General features: G+C 56.6%; 15 protein-coding genes. 4 read left to right on the forward strand and 11 right to left on the reverse strand.

Translation table 11 applies throughout. The features are described from left to right. Positions 1-17 precede the first annotated feature (17 nt). Complete coding sequence (locus ABJF76_RS09580) at positions 18-1,142, forward strand: Gfo/Idh/MocA family protein (RefSeq protein ID WP_413822212.1); 1,125 nt, start codon at positions 18-20, stop codon at positions 1,140-1,142. Here ABJF76_RS09580 and ABJF76_RS09585 read toward each other — a convergent pair. The 7 genes from ABJF76_RS09585 to ABJF76_RS09615 form a co-directional block, all read right to left on the reverse strand. Beyond that, positions 1,139-2,509 carry an FGGY-family carbohydrate kinase gene (locus tag ABJF76_RS09585; protein ID WP_413822213.1) on the reverse strand — a complete coding sequence of 457 codons (1,371 nt, stop codon included), beginning with the start codon at positions 2,507-2,509 and terminating at the stop codon, positions 1,139-1,141. The genes ABJF76_RS09580 and ABJF76_RS09585 overlap by 4 nt on opposite strands. Continuing rightward, positions 2,506-2,823, reverse strand: a complete 318-nt coding sequence (locus ABJF76_RS09590; protein WP_413822214.1) for an L-rhamnose mutarotase — start codon at positions 2,821-2,823, stop codon at positions 2,506-2,508. The genes ABJF76_RS09585 and ABJF76_RS09590 overlap by 4 nt, the downstream gene beginning before the upstream one ends. After that, positions 2,820-3,812: an ABC transporter permease gene (locus ABJF76_RS09595; RefSeq protein WP_413822215.1), complete on the reverse strand. Its 993-nt coding sequence runs from the start codon at positions 3,810-3,812 to the stop codon at positions 2,820-2,822. Before ABJF76_RS09595 ends, ABJF76_RS09590 begins: the two co-directional genes overlap by 4 nt. Further along, on the reverse strand, positions 3,809-4,789 hold the full coding sequence (locus ABJF76_RS09600) for an ABC transporter permease (RefSeq protein ID WP_413822216.1): 981 nt from the start codon (positions 4,787-4,789) through the stop codon (positions 3,809-3,811). The genes ABJF76_RS09595 and ABJF76_RS09600 overlap by 4 nt, the downstream gene beginning before the upstream one ends. After that, positions 4,786-6,300, reverse strand: coding sequence for a sugar ABC transporter ATP-binding protein (locus tag ABJF76_RS09605; RefSeq protein ID WP_413822217.1), 1,515 nt, complete (start codon positions 6,298-6,300; stop codon positions 4,786-4,788). The genes ABJF76_RS09600 and ABJF76_RS09605 overlap by 4 nt, the downstream gene beginning before the upstream one ends. Before the next feature lie 84 nt (positions 6,301-6,384). After that, positions 6,385-7,377 carry a rhamnose ABC transporter substrate-binding protein gene (gene rhaS / locus ABJF76_RS09610; protein WP_413822218.1) on the reverse strand — a complete coding sequence of 331 codons (993 nt, stop codon included), beginning with the start codon at positions 7,375-7,377 and terminating at the stop codon, positions 6,385-6,387. A 25-nt stretch (positions 7,378-7,402) separates the two neighbouring features. Next, on the reverse strand, positions 7,403-8,215 hold the full coding sequence (locus ABJF76_RS09615; protein ID WP_413822219.1) for a DeoR/GlpR family DNA-binding transcription regulator: 813 nt from the start codon (positions 8,213-8,215) through the stop codon (positions 7,403-7,405). A 175-nt stretch (positions 8,216-8,390) separates the two neighbouring features. On the opposite strand from ABJF76_RS09615, the gene ABJF76_RS09620 reads away from it, so the two are divergent. From ABJF76_RS09620 to ABJF76_RS09630, 3 genes are all read left to right on the forward strand, one after another. Then, a complete protein-coding gene (locus ABJF76_RS09620) occupies positions 8,391-10,493 on the forward strand; it encodes a bifunctional rhamnulose-1-phosphate aldolase/short-chain dehydrogenase (RefSeq protein ID WP_413822220.1) in 2,103 nt (700 codons plus the stop codon). 12 nt (positions 10,494-10,505) lie between these two features. Then, positions 10,506-11,780, forward strand: a complete 1,275-nt coding sequence (rhaI, locus tag ABJF76_RS09625) for an L-rhamnose catabolism isomerase (RefSeq protein ID WP_413822221.1) — start codon at positions 10,506-10,508, stop codon at positions 11,778-11,780. Positions 11,781-11,850: 70 nt separating this feature from the next. Continuing rightward, on the forward strand, positions 11,851-12,774 hold the full coding sequence (locus ABJF76_RS09630) for a Kelch repeat-containing protein (RefSeq protein WP_413822222.1): 924 nt from the start codon (positions 11,851-11,853) through the stop codon (positions 12,772-12,774). A gap of 46 nt (positions 12,775-12,820) precedes the next feature. Here the strand turns inward: ABJF76_RS09630 and hpaH are convergent, their stop codons facing one another. The 4 genes from hpaH to ABJF76_RS09650 all read right to left on the reverse strand — a co-directional run bounded on the left by hpaH (position 12,821) and on the right by ABJF76_RS09650 (position 17,335). After that, a complete protein-coding gene (gene hpaH, locus ABJF76_RS09635; protein ID WP_413822223.1) occupies positions 12,821-13,621 on the reverse strand; it encodes a 2-oxo-hept-4-ene-1,7-dioate hydratase in 801 nt (266 codons plus the stop codon). Then, positions 13,618-14,472, reverse strand: coding sequence for a fumarylacetoacetate hydrolase family protein (locus tag ABJF76_RS09640; protein WP_413822224.1), 855 nt, complete (start codon positions 14,470-14,472; stop codon positions 13,618-13,620). The genes hpaH and ABJF76_RS09640 overlap by 4 nt, the downstream gene beginning before the upstream one ends. 77 nt (positions 14,473-14,549) lie before the next feature. Beyond that, positions 14,550-16,040 (reverse strand): AMP-binding protein, encoded by a 1,491-nt coding sequence (locus tag ABJF76_RS09645; protein ID WP_413822225.1) that lies wholly within the window; start codon positions 16,038-16,040, stop codon positions 14,550-14,552. Then, positions 16,037-17,335 (reverse strand): malonyl-CoA decarboxylase domain-containing protein, encoded by a 1,299-nt coding sequence (locus ABJF76_RS09650; protein WP_413822226.1) that lies wholly within the window; start codon positions 17,333-17,335, stop codon positions 16,037-16,039. Before ABJF76_RS09650 ends, ABJF76_RS09645 begins: the two co-directional genes overlap by 4 nt. Positions 17,336-17,343 lie beyond the last annotated feature (8 nt).

Raw genomic sequence — 17,343 nt, forward strand, 5'->3', positions numbered from 1 at the left:
AACCGAGTGAGGAACTGATGACACGAATTAGACTTGGTATGGTGGGCGGTGGCAACGACGCCTTTATTGGCGGCGTGCACCGAATTGCGGCGCGCATTGATGATCGTTTTGAGTTGGTTGCGGGGGCGTTGTCTTCGACCCCGGAAAAGGCGCAGGCCTCGGGGCAGGCGCTTAGGCTTGAACGGATTTATGATGACTTTAAGCAGATGGCGATCCGTGAGGCACGTTTGAAAAACGGGATCGAGGCGGTGTCGATTGTGACCCCAAACCATGTTCATTATGCCGCTGCTCGCGAGTTTTTGAAACGCGGCATTCATGTGATTTGTGACAAGCCGCTGACCTCGACTTTGGCAGATGCCAAAAAACTGGTGAAGGCTGCAGAGGCGTCGGACGCGTTGTTTGTGCTGACCCACAACTACACGGGTTATCCGATGGTGCGCCAAGCGCGCGAGATGATCGCGTCTGGTCAGATCGGCAACATTCGCGTGGTGCAAGTCGAATACCCACAGGACTGGCTGACGCAGGATGAAACGTTCAAGCAAGCCGAATGGCGCACTGATCCCGCCCGATCTGGGGCGGGTGGGTCTACTGGCGACATTGGCACCCATGCACACAACCTTGCCTGTTTTGTGACGGGCCTGCGTGTTGAAAGTCTGGCGGCTGATCTTGATGCTTTTGTGCCGGGCCGACAGGTCGATGACAACGGCCATGTAATGCTGCGCTTTGAAGGGGGTGCCAAGGGGATGCTTTGGTGTTCGCAGGTGGCTCCGGGTAATGAAAATGCTTTGCGTGTGCGTGTTTACGGCGACAAGGGCGGTTTGGAGTGGGCGCAAGAAGACCCCAATTACCTGTGGTACACGCCCTTTGGTGAACCCAAGCGTCTGATCACCCGCAATGGGTCAGGGGCAGGGGATGCCGCCGGGCGCGTCAGCCGTATTCCTCCAGGTCATCCTGAAGGGTATTTGGAGGGTTTCGCCAATATCTATACCGAGGCGGCGAATGCCATTGAGGCGCGGAGAGCAGGGACTGAGTCCGACAGTGCTGTTATGTACCCGACCATTCAGGATGGTTTGCGCGGTGTGCAATTCATTGATGCCTGTGTGCGGTCGTCCCAGCGCAATGCGGCTTGGGTCACACTTTAGCCCGCACGCTGCCGCCAACTTTCAGCGTAGGCCGCCAATGCAGGTTGGCTGCCAAGGGCTGTAAACTCTGCTGGAGGTTTGAGAGCATCAGACCCACCAAACAGCAGGGCCGCACCGATGCTTGTGCCTGTGACGGATGTGCTGTGCAGCACGGGGCGACCTGTGGCGGCGCGCAGCATATTTAGGAAATGGCGATTGCTTGAAAACGGTCCTTCGACAATCGTCGGGCCTTGTGCACCAGTCAGGCGCAGGCAGGTGTCGGTCATCATGGCTAGATAGTACGACACAGCGATGGCGCGCAGGCCTGACCCTTTGGGTGGGGCTGCGCCGTGCCATGCCATCTGCTGGCCTTGGAACGGGCCTGTGTCTGGGGCGACGGCGGGCAACAACATGAGGTCTTGATCCCGCACGGTCTGTGCATGGGTGTCATCGGCTGTAAAGTCACACCCATCCATGATCACCTCAAACTCACGCCCACCCATAAAACGGGCCGAGGGCACGCTGGCGCCAAGGGCATTCACATTGATCAAGGTGTCGCGCGTTTGATCCAATGTCACGGCGTTCCCGCCCATACTCATCACGATGACCCATGTTCCGGTCGACACCACCGAAAACGCGCCGCTTTGCGACAGCAGATGTGGATAAAGCGAGGCATTGGAATCGTGGATGCCGCAGACGATAGGGGTGTCTTGCGAAAGGCCCGTTGCGTCTGCAATCTGAGGCAAAAGTGTGCCCAAGATGTCGTTGGATTTGCGCACAGGAGCGATCTTGTCGCGGATGTCGAGGGCATCAACCAGACCAGATAGACAGGCAGAACGCGGCGCCCACAGATCGGTGTGACAGCCGATCGAGGTTACGTCGTTGGCGATCTCTCCCGTCAGGCGGTGGCCCCAATATTGCGGGTACCCAATGATATGGGCCGTGCGGGCGTGCAGGTCTGGATCGGTGGCGAATTGATAATGCAATTGCGCGCCAACATTCAGCCCATCCGCCAGACGCGGTGATCCGGTGACCTCAAAGGGCGGGCGGATCGCGTCGTATTGCGCGGTGAGAGTGTCCGGAATGGGGTGTTCATAGTCTAAGATTGGTGCCGCCAAGTCGCCATGGCGATCCAGTAACACAACACTTGCGCCATGGGTTGTGATCGAGATCGCATCCACCCTGTGATCGCGGTGAAAGGTTTTGAGCGCGTTCAGTAAAAAGACCCAGTGCCCTTCGGTGTCGAAATGCGGCCAAGGGGGGCCTTGCCGCACTATGTTGGGCCGGGTAAGCACAGCGATCTCGGTTAATGTCTCCAGATCGACCAGCGCCAGCTTGGCATTGGTCTTGCCGATATCAATAACGGCGATGTGGCGCAGCGCGGTCATGGCATGTGGAACAGGGGTGTCAGGGGCACTGCCACGGGGGAATTATCTGGGGCGGTTTCCATGATGTCACCCATATGCGCCCACCATTTTTGCATTACCGGATGATCTGGCAACGCGTCCATGCCGTGATTTTCGGTACGGATCAGAACGCCAATCAACAACAGGGTTTCGCGGTCCAAATGGATCGAATAATCGTTGACGCCAGCCTCGCGCAGCAGTGCGACCAGCTCGGGCCAAATGGCATCGTGGCGGCGTTTGTACTCTGCCTCCATCCCCGGATTAAGGCGCATGCGAAAAACATAACGTTCGCTCATTTTGCCCGCCTTGCCGCCAGCATCGCCCACAAGCGGGGCAGGGCGATCACCCCGATCAACAAGAGCCCAATAAAGATCGACATGACGATGCCGGGCACGTTCAACAGGCCCAGACCAAAGGTCACAAGGCCCATGACAAAGGCCGCAATCACCACGCCGGGGATCGAGCCCGAGCCGCCTAAAATGTTCACACCGCCAAGGACAACCATGGTGACGACTTCCAACTCCATCCCGGTCGCGATGCTGGGCCGGGTCGATCCAAGGCGAGAGGTCAGGCACACCGCAGCAACGCCCGACATCAACCCTGTCAACAAGAACAGGATGAATTTGACGCGCGCCACGCGAATGCCGCTGAACAATGCGCCCGTTGGGTTGTTGCCGATGGCATACACCGCGCGGCCAAAGTTGGTTTTGTGCAGCAACACGCCATAGATGAGGGCGATGACGACAAACAACAGCATCTCGACCGTGAACACCCAATAAATATAGCCCTGCCCGAACCATGCAAAATCGCTGGGATAGCCACGGAATGCATCATCGCCAAGGATGATAAAACTGATGCCGCGAAACAGGCTCATGGTGCCGATGGTCACCACAATCGATGGCAGGCCAAGAACGGTGACAAAGAACCCATTGAACGCACCGCACAGCAAGCCGACCAGCAATCCGATCAGCACTAATTCGGGCGTGCCTGCACCGTATTGCAGCGCCAAGCCCATGGCCGTGCTGGCAAGTGCAATGATCGACGCGACAGACAGATCAATTTCGCCCGAGATGATCAGCAGCGCCATAGCAAACGCGATCATCGCTTTTTCGGTAAAGTTAAACGTCGCGTCCGACAGGTTCCAAGCACTCAGGAAGTAAGGCGAGGCAAAGCTGTTGATCACAAAGATCGAAATGGCGACGGCCAGCAGCAACGCCTCCCAGCTTTTAAAGACGCGCGCCGTCCGGCTGTTAAGGCGGTCTGGAATATGGCGCGTGTCGCTCATTGGGTGTTCTCGGCAGATTTCAGGATGATGCGGCCCTTGGCGCGTCCGGATTTCGCGTTGAAGGCAACAGCGATCAGGATTGCGCTGCCTGAAATGGCCAACTGCCAGAAGGGTGAGATGTTGACGACCGGCAGCGCATTCTTGACCACGCCAAGGAACAATGCGCCCAGCACCGCGCCACCGACGGACCCGATGCCGCCAGCGATGGAAATGCCGCCGATGACACAGGCCGCCACGACCTCTAACTCAAATCCGCCGGCGATATCGACATAGGCCACGGCATAGCGCGCAACCCACAAATACCCCGTTAACCCGGCCAGCGCGCCGGACACCACAAAGGCCCAGAATTGCGTTTTGCCCACGTTGATCCCGGTATAAACGGCCGCATGGGGGTTGCCGCCCACGGCAAAAATAGACCGCCCAAAAGCGGTGCGTGCCATCATGATGCCAAAGATCAACACGGTGATGATCGCGATCCATGACAAGACAGGCAGACCCAGCAACACTGTGCGTGGAAAGCCTGTGAACGCGGGCGACATTTCGTGACTGTTTACCCATTTTCCGTTTGATAACAAAAAGATAATGCCGCGAAAGATGGTCATGGTGCCAAGGGTCACAACGATGGGCGGGATTTCTAGTTTCCAAACTAAGATGCCATTGATGGCGCCCATTGCAGCGCCCAGAACAAGGGCGACGGCAAGGATCACAGGGATTGGCAAGCCCGGCATCGCAAGGTTCAGCATCGCCACAGCCATGCCCGTCAACGCAAGGTTTGCCGCGACGGACAAATCAATGCAGCGGGTCAGAATGACAACCATCTGCCCCAAGGCCAAAATGACCAATGGGGCGGTGTCATTAAACACATTGGCAAGGTTTGAGGGCGCGACAAATCCCGAAAATCGAGAGGCCACAAGGATCAGCAGCACCAAAATGGCCGAGGCCAAAATCGTTTCACGCACAGGGACAAAACGCATCATGCGGCTGTTCCTTCTGCAATGCCTGCGGCATGGCGCACCAGTGTCTCCGGCGTCAATGCGTCGCCCTCCAGTTCAGTAGCGATGCGCCCATCGCGCATCACGATGACGCGGTCAGACATGCCGATGACCTCTGGGATTTCTGAACTGACCATGATGATCGAAAGACCTTGTGCCACGAGTTCGGCCATAAATTCATGCACAGCAGCCTTTGATCCGATGTCGATGCCCTTGGTTGGCTCGTCCAGAATAATGACTTGCGGCTTCGTCGCGAGCCATTTGGCGATGACCACCTTTTGTTGGTTGCCGCCAGACAGGTTGCCCACGTCTTGATCCAGTGACGCTGCCCGCAAGTCCAGACGCTCTGCATAGGTGCGCGCCAGTTTGAATTCCTCGGCCAGTTGCAAAAAACCTCGACGCGAGGTGCGCCCAACCGAGGGCAGCGTGATGTTTTGGAAAATCGGCAGACCGATGATGGCGCCTTGTTTTCCGCGATCTTCAGGAACGTAAACGATGCCGTTTTTCACTGCATCCGCAGGTGAACGGATGACGCTGATATTGCCATTGATGCGGCACACGCCTTTGGTCGGTTTGGTGATGCCAAACAATGCTTGCATGAATTCAGAGCGCCCCGCACCAACAAGGCCGTAAAACCCAAGGATTTCGCCCTTGTTCAGGGTGAAATTGATATCGGCAAACTCGGTGGGGTGATCATAGCCGACGACCTTAAGCGCCTCGGTACCGCTGAGGCGGGTGCGGTCAGGAAAAATTTGGTCAACGGCGCGGCCCACCATCATCGTGACCAGATCGTTTTCGGAAATGTCTTCGATCCGGCCATCGCCCACAAAAGCGCCGTCACGGAACACGGTATAGCGATCCGCGATGCGGAAAATTTCGTCGAACTTGTGGCTAATGAACAAGATTGCTTTGCCTTGGGCTTTCAGCGCTTCGACCAGCGCGTAAAGCTCCTCGATTTCTTTGTGAGAGAGGGCGGCTGTGGGTTCGTCCATGATCACAACGCGCGCATCAACCGACAAGGCGCGGGCGATGGCAACAAGGTGCTTGTTGGCGATGCCAAGGTCGCGCAGCGGCGTGTGCGGGCCAAAGGGGGCACCGATTTCGGCCAGCAGTTTGGCGGCGGATCGGTGCATTTGCCCCTTATCGATCAGGCCCCAACGGGTGCGCGGCGCGTGGCCGATAAAGATATTTTCTGCCACAGACAGCTCGTCAAACAACACGGTTTCTTGGTGAATGGCGGTTATGCCCGCACGGCTTGCGTCGTTGGGCGTGGCAAACGTTATTGGCGCGCCGTTTAGGCGAATTGTGCCGCCGTTGGGTTGGTAAATGCCAGTTAGGATTTTCACGGTGGTGGACTTGCCAGCCCCGTTCTCACCCACAAGCGCCGTCACTTGACCTGGGTAAAGGTCAAGCTTGACCCGATCGAGCGCTTTGACCCCAGGAAACGTCTTGGTGATCGCGTCCATGGATACAATGGGGGCATCGCCGATGGGCATGACGGGGGGCTCGTTTTTGTGTGTAAATAGAAAGGTGTTTGGCCCGATGCTAAACCACGCACCGGGCCAAACAAGGAAGAAGTTTTAGAAGATCGACTTGAACTGTTCGATGTTGCTTGCGTCATAAACAAACGGATCAGCCATCGCGCCTTCGTTGTTGTCATCCAGCGTCAGGGTGCCCATGCGGCCCATTGGGACTTCGGCACCGGGTGCGGCTTCGACGCCGTTTTGGCTGAGTTCAAAGGCCAGCATTGTCGCGGAATATCCCAGATCGATGGGGTTCCAGATCGCAAAGGACTGCGACGCACCTGACTCGATCGCACCCGCCATCTCGGATGGCAGGCCAAGGCCTGTCACGTTGACCTGACCCACTTTGCCAGCGTCCACAACAGCCTGCGCGGCCGCCACGATACCAACGGATGTTGGGGCAATGATGGCATCCAGATCAGGGTGGGATTGCATCAGGCCCGTCGCCTCGCGATAGGATTTATCGGCCAAATCATCGCCGTAAACGGTCGAAACAACTTCGATGCCGGGATAGTTGCCCATCACCTTGTTCATCTCTTCCATCCAAATGTTTTGGTTGGTCGATGTGGTGGTGGCCGACAGCAAGGCGACTTCACCGCCATCCGGCAGGTGATCTGCGGCCAGTTTGATGATCATGTTACCGATCAACGCGTTGGACGATGGGTTAAGGTGCAGTTGACGCCCTTCGGCGGCCACGCCGGAATCCCAGCTGATCACTGTAATGCCACGTTGCATGGCACGTTTAAGGGCCGGCACCAACGCGTCCGTGTCGTTGGCAGATACCGCAATCGCATCGACGTTTTGCGCGATCAACGAATTGATAACTTCGATCTGACCTTCGGCGGTGGTGTCCGTTGGACCGGTATAGATGATCTCGACGTTGCCAAGCTCGTCTGCGGCCTGCTCGGCACCTTCTGCGGCGGCTTCAAAAAAGCCAATGCCTAGCGCTTTGACGACCAACGCGATACGCACGTCCTCGGCAAAGGCAGGCGTGCCAAACATGGCACCGGCTAGCGCAAATGATGTTACCAGTTTCTTAAATACACTCATGGTTTCCTCCCTGGAGTGGTTTCGCTCAGGCTGGCAATGCGGCCACCCCGTCTTTTTGCGCAGCACCCGAAGGCACTACGATTAATGTCACGCCTGCTGCGTCAAGCATCGCCGCTGTGCGGTCTTCTATTTTGTCGTCGGTGATGATGGTGTCGATCCGATCCAGCGGGCACAGCACAAGGCTGGACCGATTGGCGAATTTGGAACTGTCGACCAAAACGATCAGTTCTTCGGCCTGACCGATCAATTTTTGTTCTGCTTGAACCAGCAGCGGATCCTGTTCCATCAGGCCTAGTGGGCCGATGCCTTGGGCCCCCATAAACATGCGTTTGGCATAGAAATTGCGGGTTACATCGTTATCGAATGGTGACAAAATGATGTTCTGTTCGCGGTAAATAATGCCACCCGACAACATCACCGTGTTTCGCGAATTTTTCAGCAAATGTTCGGCGATTGGAAATGAATTGGTGAACACTTGCATGCGGCGCGAAGCCAGCGGATGCACCATCTGAAACGTCGTGGTGCCGCCATTGATGATAATCGGCTCGCCATCTTGGCACAGCTCGACAGCGGCGGCAGCGATGGCCTGCTTTTCGCCGCTGTTCATGGTTTCGTTCACCGAAAAAGGCCGCCCGGCCAAGCCGACAAAGGGCGCTGTGGTTAGCGCCTCGGCGCCGCCACGCACGCGGCGCAATTGCTTGCGTTCATCCATGGTGTTGATGTCGCGTCGCACTGTCGCCTCAGAAGCGCCAGTCAATGCGCACAGGTCAATCACGGTCACAAGTGAGCGGTCTTGAACGGCGGATAGGATAACGCGGTGGCGGTCTTTTTCGTGCATGATTGTCCCCATGAATTGGTCGAGCGTGGAGTGAGTCGCGACATTATGTCAATCATTAATTATCATGTTCTGTCATTCTGCGCTGCGGCATGACAGCTTTTGATTGAAAATGATTGACTTGGGCTGGCGAGGCGCTCACGGTATCCCTAAAATGACTGCGCCCACGGAGACAAACATGACCACATCCTCAAGCCATCAACGCCTTGAAAACAAATGGGATGAGGCGCGCGCCAGCACTATGAGCGAGCCGGAAAAACTGTTGTACCGCTCGAACCTTTTGGGGTCTGATAAGAGAATCACAAATTACGGCGGCGGCAATACATCGGCCAAAGTCATGCAAGACGACCTGTTGACGGGTGACGTGGTCGAAGTGTTGTGGGTCAAAGGGTCGGGGGGCGATGTTGGGTCCATTAAGATGGATGGGTTTTCGACCCTCTACATGGACAAGTTGAACGCCCTGCGCGACCTGTATCGCGGCGTCGATTTTGAAGACGAAATGGTGGCCTATCTGCCTCATTGCACGTTCAACCTAAACCCGCGCGCAGCCTCGATTGATACGCCATTGCATGCTTATGTGCCCGCCAAACATGTTGATCACATGCACCCGGATGCGATCATTGCGATCGCCGCGGCCAAGGACAGCAAGGCGCTGACGCAGCAGATTTTTGGCGACCGTATCGGCTGGTTGCCATGGAAAAAACCGGGCTACGAACTTGGTCTGTGGCTGTCTGATTTCTGCGCGCAGAACCCGCAGGCGCAGGGCGTTGTGTTGGAAAGCCACGGGCTGTTCACATGGGCAGATGATGCGCAGGATTGTTACGCACTTTCGCTTGAGATCATCCAGACGGCGATGGATTGGTTCGCGGAACAAACAGCGGGCAAGGATACCTTTGGCGGTGCCGTGCATCAAAGCCTTGATGCCAACGCACGCCGCGCTGCTGCCGCACGATTGATGCCTGCCATCCGTGGCATGGTGTCAGAAAAACAGCACATGGTGGGTCATTTTACAGATGATGATGCCGTGTTGGAATTTGTGAATGCGCGCGACATGCCCCGCCTTGCTGCCCTTGGCACGTCGTGCCCCGACCATTTTCTGCGCACCAAAATTTGCCCATTGGTGGTGGATTTTGATCCTGCAAAGCCGGATATGGACGCCACACTTACGGGGTTAACGGCGGCCGTGGCTGCTTATCGCGAGGGATATGAGGCCTATTACAACCGCTGCAAACGCGATGACAGTCCGGCCATTCGTGATCCCAATGCGGTGGTCTATTTGATCCCCGGTGTGGGCATGATCACCTTTGCCAAGGACAAGGCGACCGCCCGTATCTCGGGCGAATTTTATGTCAACGCGATCAACGTTATGCGCGGGGCGGATGCCGTTTCTGAGTACCAAGGGCTGCCCGAACAAGAAGCCTTTGATATCGAATATTGGCTGCTTGAGGAGGCCAAGCTGCAACGCATGCCCGCGCCAAAATCCATGGCGGGCCGGGTGGCTTTGGTCACGGGTGGTGCCGGGGGCATTGGTGCGGCGACGGCCGAACGTTATTTGCGCGAAGGCGCCTGTGTGATGTTGGCGGACATCGATGATACTGCATTGGCCGAAACCGCTGGGCGCCTAAGTGCGCGTTTTTCTGCGGATGTGGTGCGTACCGTATCGATGGATGTCACGGACGAGGTCGCAGTCGCCGCAGCTTATGACCAGATCGCCGCAGAATTTGGTGGTATCGATATTCTTGTGTCCAACGCGGGCATCGCCAGTTCTGCACCGATCGAGGACACAACGCTTGAGCTGTGGAACAAGAACATGTCGATCCTGTCCACGGGTTATTTCCTTGTCAGCCGTGCGGCATTCAAGTTGTTTCGCGTGCAAGACATGGGCGGGGCCGTGGTTTTTGTTGCGTCGAAAAACGGGCTGGCCGCATCGCCCAATGCAGCGGCCTATTGCACGGCGAAAGCGTCTGAAATCCATCTGGCACGGTGCCTTGCGTTAGAAGGTGCGCCCATGGCGGTGCGCGTCAATGTGGTGAATCCTGATGCCGTGCTAAAGGGGTCAAAAATTTGGGAAGGCGAATGGCTGGAACAACGCGCTGACACCTATGGCACCGACAAAGACGGGCTTGAGGCGATGTACCGCGAGCGTTCAATGCTGAAACGTTCGGTTCTGCCCGAAGACATCGCCGAGGCGGCCTATTTTCTGGCCTCTGATCATTCGGCAAAATCCACAGGCAACATCATCAATGTCGATGCAGGCAATGTGCAGGCATTCACGCGATAAGGATTTAGACTTATGATCAAATCTGACGTCATCTCGGCCTCTAATGATGCGCGCGCCAAAGCGTTGCACGAGGATTATGCCGCACTGGGCGAACATTTGCACCGGCGCGGTATCGACATCGACACCATCAAGGCCAAGGTCGCATCTTACGGCGTTGCGGTGCCCAGTTGGGGTGTCGGCACCGGTGGCACGCGTTTTGCCCGCTTTCCCGGCGCAGGCGAGCCGCGCGACATTTTTGACAAGTTATCGGACTGCGGTGTGATCCAACAACTGACGCGGGCGACCCCGTCTGTGTCCTTGCACATCCCATGGGATGCGCAACCTGCAAGTGACTTGAACAGTAAGGCCGAAGAAGTCGGCCTGACCTTCGATGCGATGAATTCAAATACCTTTCAGGATCAAGACGGGCAGGCGCACAGCTATAAATTCGGCTCCCTTTCGCATACGGATGCGGCGACGCGAACCCAAGCGGTTGAACACAACATTGCTTGTATCGAACTGGGTCAACAGATCGGATCCAAGGCGTTGACGATTTGGGTCGGCGATGGGTCCAACTTTCCCGGCCAAACCAACTTTACCCGTCAATTTGAACGCTATTTAGAAGCCGCAGGCCAAGTCTATGCAAAACTGCCAAACGACTGGACGCTGCTGAGCGAACACAAGATGTACGAGCCTGCGTTTTATTCCACGGTCGTGCAGGATTGGGGCACCAACCTGCTGATTGCGCAACAATTGGGGCCGCAGGCCAAATGCCTTGTGGATCTGGGGCATCATGCGCCCAATGTGAACATCGAAATGATCGTGGCGCGGTTGACGCAATTCGGCAAACTGGGTGGCTTTCATTTCAACGACAGCAAATACGGCGACGATGATCTGGATACCGGCAGCATCGATCCCTACCGCCTGTTCCTTGTCTTCAATGAATTGGTGGAGGCCGAGGCAAACCCGGACTTCAACCCCATGCATATGCTGGATCAAAGCCACAACGTGACCGACCCGATTGAAAGCCTGATGGTGTCGGCCACCGAAGTGCAGCGCGCCTATGCCCAAGCATTGTTGGTGGATCGCGCGGCCCTTGAAGGGTTTCAAAACGACAATGATGCGTTGATGGCGACGACCCTGCTGAAGCAGGGGTTTCGCACGGATGTTGAACCTATTCTTGCCATGGCGCGGTTTGAAAACAGCGGTGCGATTGACCCGGTTATGACTTACCGGGCTTCGGGGTATCGCGCGCAAGTGGCGCAGGTGCGCCCTGCTGTAAGCGGCGCTGGGGGCGGTATCGTTTAAGGGCGGGTTCGGTTGTGCCGCGTCCTTTGTGCTGCTTAAACTAAACGCATCGCAAAAAAGGAAACGCGTCATGGCCAAATGGGAAACCCAAACCTGCAACGGCGCACCACATTGCAGGCATGAAAATGGTTTTGCCGAGTTTGACGGAAAATTTTATCTGTTTGGTGGGCGACGCATTCAACCAGTCGACGTCTTTGACCCCGCAACGCAAACGTGGACCCACGCGGCCCCACCCCCGATGGAAATCCACCACTTTCAGCCTGTGCGTGTGGGCGATGCCTTGTGGATGCTGGGCACCATGACGGGCGTGTTCCCGCGCGAAACGCCCTTGGCGAATGTCTATATCTATACGCCCGCCACAGATAGTTGGAGCGAGGGGCCGACCATCCCAAAAGATCGGCGGCGCGGCGCATCTGGATGCGTGATGCACAACGATGGCTGGATCTATGTGGTGGGCGGCATCGTGGATGGGCATCATGCGGACACGCAATGCTGGTTTGATCGGATCAACCCGGAAACGGGCGAATGGCAAATTCTTCCCGACGCCCCCAATAAACGCGATCACGCCCCGGCGGCGATTGTGGGCGACAAGCTGTATTTCTTTGGCGGGCGCGAAACGGGGCGGCACAACGGCACGGATTACAACGCGTTGTTTTTTGCGACGATTGGCGATGTTGATGTCTTCGATTTTGCCACCCAAACGTGGTCGGTGCATGTCGAACCTTTACCCATTGAAACGGCTGCGGGCGGCGTCGGGGTTTTGGGGTCTAAAATCCATTATGTCGGAGGAGAGGCCGGTCGGATGGAGGCCTTTACCGAGATGCAAGTTTTTGACACTGAACAAGGGCATTGGTCGATGGGACCGGCCCTTAATCGTGCGCGCCATGGCACCAATTGCTGCGTTTACGACGGCAAGTTGTGGATTGCGGCTGGCAGTGGCGCACGTGGCGGGGAACCCGAATTGACCAGCATTGAATGCATCAAGATCGACTGACGACCGCCACGGGCATAGCATTGTTAAACGCGTCATGGATCAAGCGTTAAGCGAAGCGCAATTCTACCGTGCCAAATGCGCCAAAATCTGCGTGAATATCTGTACCAGATGGGCACTCAATCGGGCGGATGAAAGAGCCAGACAGAATGACTTGCCCCGCTTCGATGGATTGGCCGTATTGGGCCATACGGCGCGCCAGCCATGCCACGCTTTGCGCCGGATCATTTAACACGCCCGCACCTAACCCTGTTTCTTCGACTTCGCCGTTGCGCGTTACGATTGCGCCGATCCATCGCAAGTCCACCGCGTCGGGTGCGTGGCGTTCACGGCCCAGAACGACGCCCGCATTGGCAGCGTTGTCGCTGATGGTATCAAGCACAGTGCGCGCGTTGCCCGTTTCTGGATCAACGCGTTGAATGCGCGTATCTAAGATTTCGATGCTGGGTGCGACATAGTCCGTGGCCGCCAAAACATCTTCGCGGGTGACTTGTGTGCCGCCAATGGGCGATTTCATGACAAAGGCAATTTCGGCCTCGATCCTTGGTTGGATAAAACGGCCCTTTGGGACAACCGCGCCGTGATCAAACGCCATGTCGTCAAACAGAATGCCACTGTCGGGAATGTCGATGCCAAGTGCGTTTTGCATCGCCTTGGAGGTCAGCCCAATTTTCCAACCGATGACCTGTCGCCCCGCTGCCAGTTTGGCGCGGTAAATCTCGGTCTGGATTTTGTAGGCATCATCCATTGTCATCTGTGGGTGGCGTTGCGTCAGCAGGCCAATTTGCACGCCAGTTGTTTCGGCGCTCAGCAACGCGGATGCCGCAGCAGCGTGATCCTGAGGGGTCATTGCGTCTCGTCCTCGACTGTGTTGCGCAAGGTTCCGATGCCGTTCACTTCGACTTCGACCACGTCGCCGGGTTTGAGGTATTGCGGCGGATCAAGGCGCGCGCCTGATCCAGTCGGCGTGCCGGTTACGATAATGTCGCCGGGCTGCAACGTCATGAAGGTCGAGATATATTCAATTTCGCGCCGGATCGGGTGCATCATGCGCGACAGGACATCGTCTTGGCGGATTTCCCCGTTTACGCGTGTGATGATACGGGCATCATCGATCTGTGCAGGGTCGGTGAACGGCACCAACCAAGGCCCCATGGATGCAGAGCTGTCCCAGTTTTTGCCTTGGGTCACGTTGAATTTTGCGTGGCGGACCCAATCGCGGATCGTGCCTTCGTTACAGATGGTGAGCGCGGCAACGTGATCGTATGCATTGGCTTGTGTGATACGGCGGCCGGGCTTTCCGATGACAATGGCGACTTCGCCTTCGTAATCCAATTGATGGCTTTCGGGGGGGCGGATCAACGGGCGGTCGTGGCCGGTGAACCCGCTGGCAAAGCGCGGGAACAGGGACATGAATTTGGGTTGTTCGCTGCCGTCTTTGTATTCAGCATTCCGTTCGGGAAAGTTCACGCCGACGCATAGGATGCGACGGGCATTGGGCATGACCATGTCATAGGTGAAGTCATGGTGTGTGATGGGTTTGTCTTTGGCGGCGGCGACCAATTGCTCGATCCCTTGAGCGGCCATTGCGTCAAAAAGCGTGGGCCATTGGGGGAAACTGTCATTTAGGGCGATCATGCCACTGTCGGTGACTGCGCCGTAAAAGCTTTGCCCTTGGGCGATGTAGGTTGCAAATCGCATCTGCGCCTCCTGTTTGACCAAGTGATCGCCTATTCAGTATGCGATGGCCATAGACGTAAGGCGCATAAATATGCGCCTTACCCGCCGTGATCCGCGCGTAGGACGTTCTTTTGCACCTTACCCATCGTATTGCGTGGCAACGCGTCGGACATGATATAGCGGCGCGGGTGTTTGAAACGTGCAAGGTTCGGTTCGACCAGCGCCGCGATGGCATCCGGGGTCAGGCTGGCATCTTCAAGCACGACGGCCGCCAGAACGCTTTCGCCAAAGTCTGCGTGCGGCACACCAAACACAGCGCTTTCCAGAACGCCGTCGATATCGTTGATGACGTCTTCGATTTCTTTGGGATAGATGTTGTAACCGCCCGAGATGATCAGGTCTTTTTGGCGTCCAACAATTGCGACACGCCCGTCCTCTGACATGACACCCAGATCACCCGTAATAAAAAACCCAGTGTCGCGCAGTTCTTCGGCGGTTTTTTCAGGCATGTTCCAATAGCCCTGAAACACGTTGTCGCCGCGCACTTCGATCATGCCAATATCGCCCGGTGCAACGGGGGTGCCATTGTCGGTGATCTGCACTTCGCAGCCGGGCAGGGCGTACCCGACAGTGCCCGCCAGCCGTTCGCCATCAAACGGGTTGGACGTGATCATATTGGTTTCCGTCATCCCGTAGCGTTCCAGAATGCGCTGGCCTGTGCGGTCTTCGAATGCGGTATGCGTTTCTGCCAGCAGCGGTGCAGAACCAGATACGAACAGGCGCATTTTTGCGACCAGATCGCGGGTCAGGCGGGCATCGCCGAGCAGGCGGGTGTAAAATGTCGGCACGCCCATCAGCATGGTCGAGGCAGGAATTTCAGACACAATCGTGTCCACGTCAAAGTTGGTCATAAACCGAACCTGAGCGCCCGCCAAAAGCGACGTGTTCATCGCGACGAATAGTCCATGGGTGTGAAAGATTGGTAAGGCATGGATCAGGCGATCCTTGTTTGTGATCTGCCACAGATCGGTCAGGCTTTGGGCATTGGACAACAGGTTTTTATGCGACAGCATCGCGCCTTTCGAACGCCCCGTGGTGCCCGAGGTGTAAAGCAATGCGGCAAGGTCATCGGGACCGCGCGGAACAGTCTGGAACGTGGTCGCCTGCGCATTGGCTTGCTGGGAAAGCGACCCGTTGCCGTCACCTGCCAATGTCAGAACAGGGATTTTGTCGCCGCAAAGGGCGGTCATCCCGGCCTCGTTGCGGATGTCACAGACGACCAAAGCGGGGGCGGCGTCTTCGATAAAGTATGACAGCTCACTTTGGGTATAGGCAGTGTTAAGCGGCAAATAGATCGCGCCGGCCTGAACCGCTGCACCATACAGCGCGATGGTGTCAGCCATTTTTGCGGCCTGCACCACGACGCGGTCGCCCGCAGCGACACCCGCTTGGGTCAAGACATGTGCCAGTTGTGCCACGCGCCCGGCAAAGTCAGCAAATGTCAGCGTGCTGCCATCATCAAGGGTCAGGAACGCGGCGTCGCTGTTCGCATGGGGGGCGATCAGGGCGTCATACAAAGTATTGGTCACGGTGTAGGTTCCTTGGGTTTGTTCGGTAGTGCGGTGGTCGATAAAGTGTGCGTAGGTTTGGTCGCGGCCACAATAGAACGCAACGCAAAATCCTCGTGGTGGGCTTGGGTGCGCGCCAGATCATACATGTAATTAACCATGGCGCCGCTGGACTGCGTTCGCCCATTTACGGACAAATCGGCATCTGCGTGGATGTCGTAGACCTCTGCGCCGTTGTTAAGATGAAAGCGTGCGACAGGGTCCAATGGCATGCCGTCGCCGCGCTTTGCAGCCAGCAAGTAGCGCGCGGCCATAATCCGCAGGTCTTGTGGGTCGGCGCTATGTTCGAGGATCGCGCTTGCGATGTGGCCGTATTCTTGGTCTTCGGTTTGGGTGGCCAGCCAGCGGTTCAGACCCGGAATGGGCGACAATGTCACAAAGCGTTCCAGCTGTGGAAAAGACATCGATAGTTCAGCCACCACTTGTTTGATCAAAAGATTGCCAAAGCTAATGCCGGTAAGCCCTTTTTGACAGTTCGAGATCGAATAGAACACGGCGGTTTTGGCGTCTTCGGCTTCAAGTGGGGTGCGTCCTTCGGACAACAGCTTGGTCACTGAGCCGGGTACGGCTTTGGTCAACGCGACTTCGACAAAGATCAGCGGCTCATCTGGCATGGCAGGGTGAAAGAACGCAAAGCAACGCCGATCGGGGGGGTACAAGCGGCGGCGTAAATCATCCAAGTCATTGATCTGATGTACGGCTTCATAGGCCACGATTTTGTCCAGAATTCGCGCGGGCGTATCCCAATTGATCGCTTTCAAAACCAGAAATCCGCGGTTGAACCAGCTGCGCAGCAAGTGCGTGAAATCGTGGTTGGTGCGCGCAAGTTCGGGATGTTCTTTCAGGATGCGCAACAAATCGACGCGCATGGCCACAAGGTCGGCCGTTGCACCAAGAGGCTGGTTCAAACGCCGCAACAGTTCCTGCCGTTTGGGTTCAGCGGTCGCTGAGAGTGCTTCAAAGGCGACCGGGCTTGGATCTTCTGCATAGGCGGCGGCAAGGACGGACAGGGCAGGGGCGTCGATGTCCAATTCGTCATTCAAAAACAGGAAAAACGCGACCTTGTCGTCATCTGAAAGTGTCCGATACCGTTTTAGCGCGGTTTCGGCCAAGGAAAGCCCTGAAACGTTGCCTTCGTTGGACAATAAGGCGCGGCATAGATCAAAAATGTCGCGGGTGTCATCCGTTCGGGGGATCGTTTCGCTTCGATCAAACAACGTGGACAGAATGTCCCCAAGAAAACGATTGCGCTGCACGGGTATTT

Source organism: Tateyamaria sp. (assembly GCF_039940735.1).
GTDB lineage: Bacteria > Pseudomonadota > Alphaproteobacteria > Rhodobacterales > Rhodobacteraceae > Tateyamaria.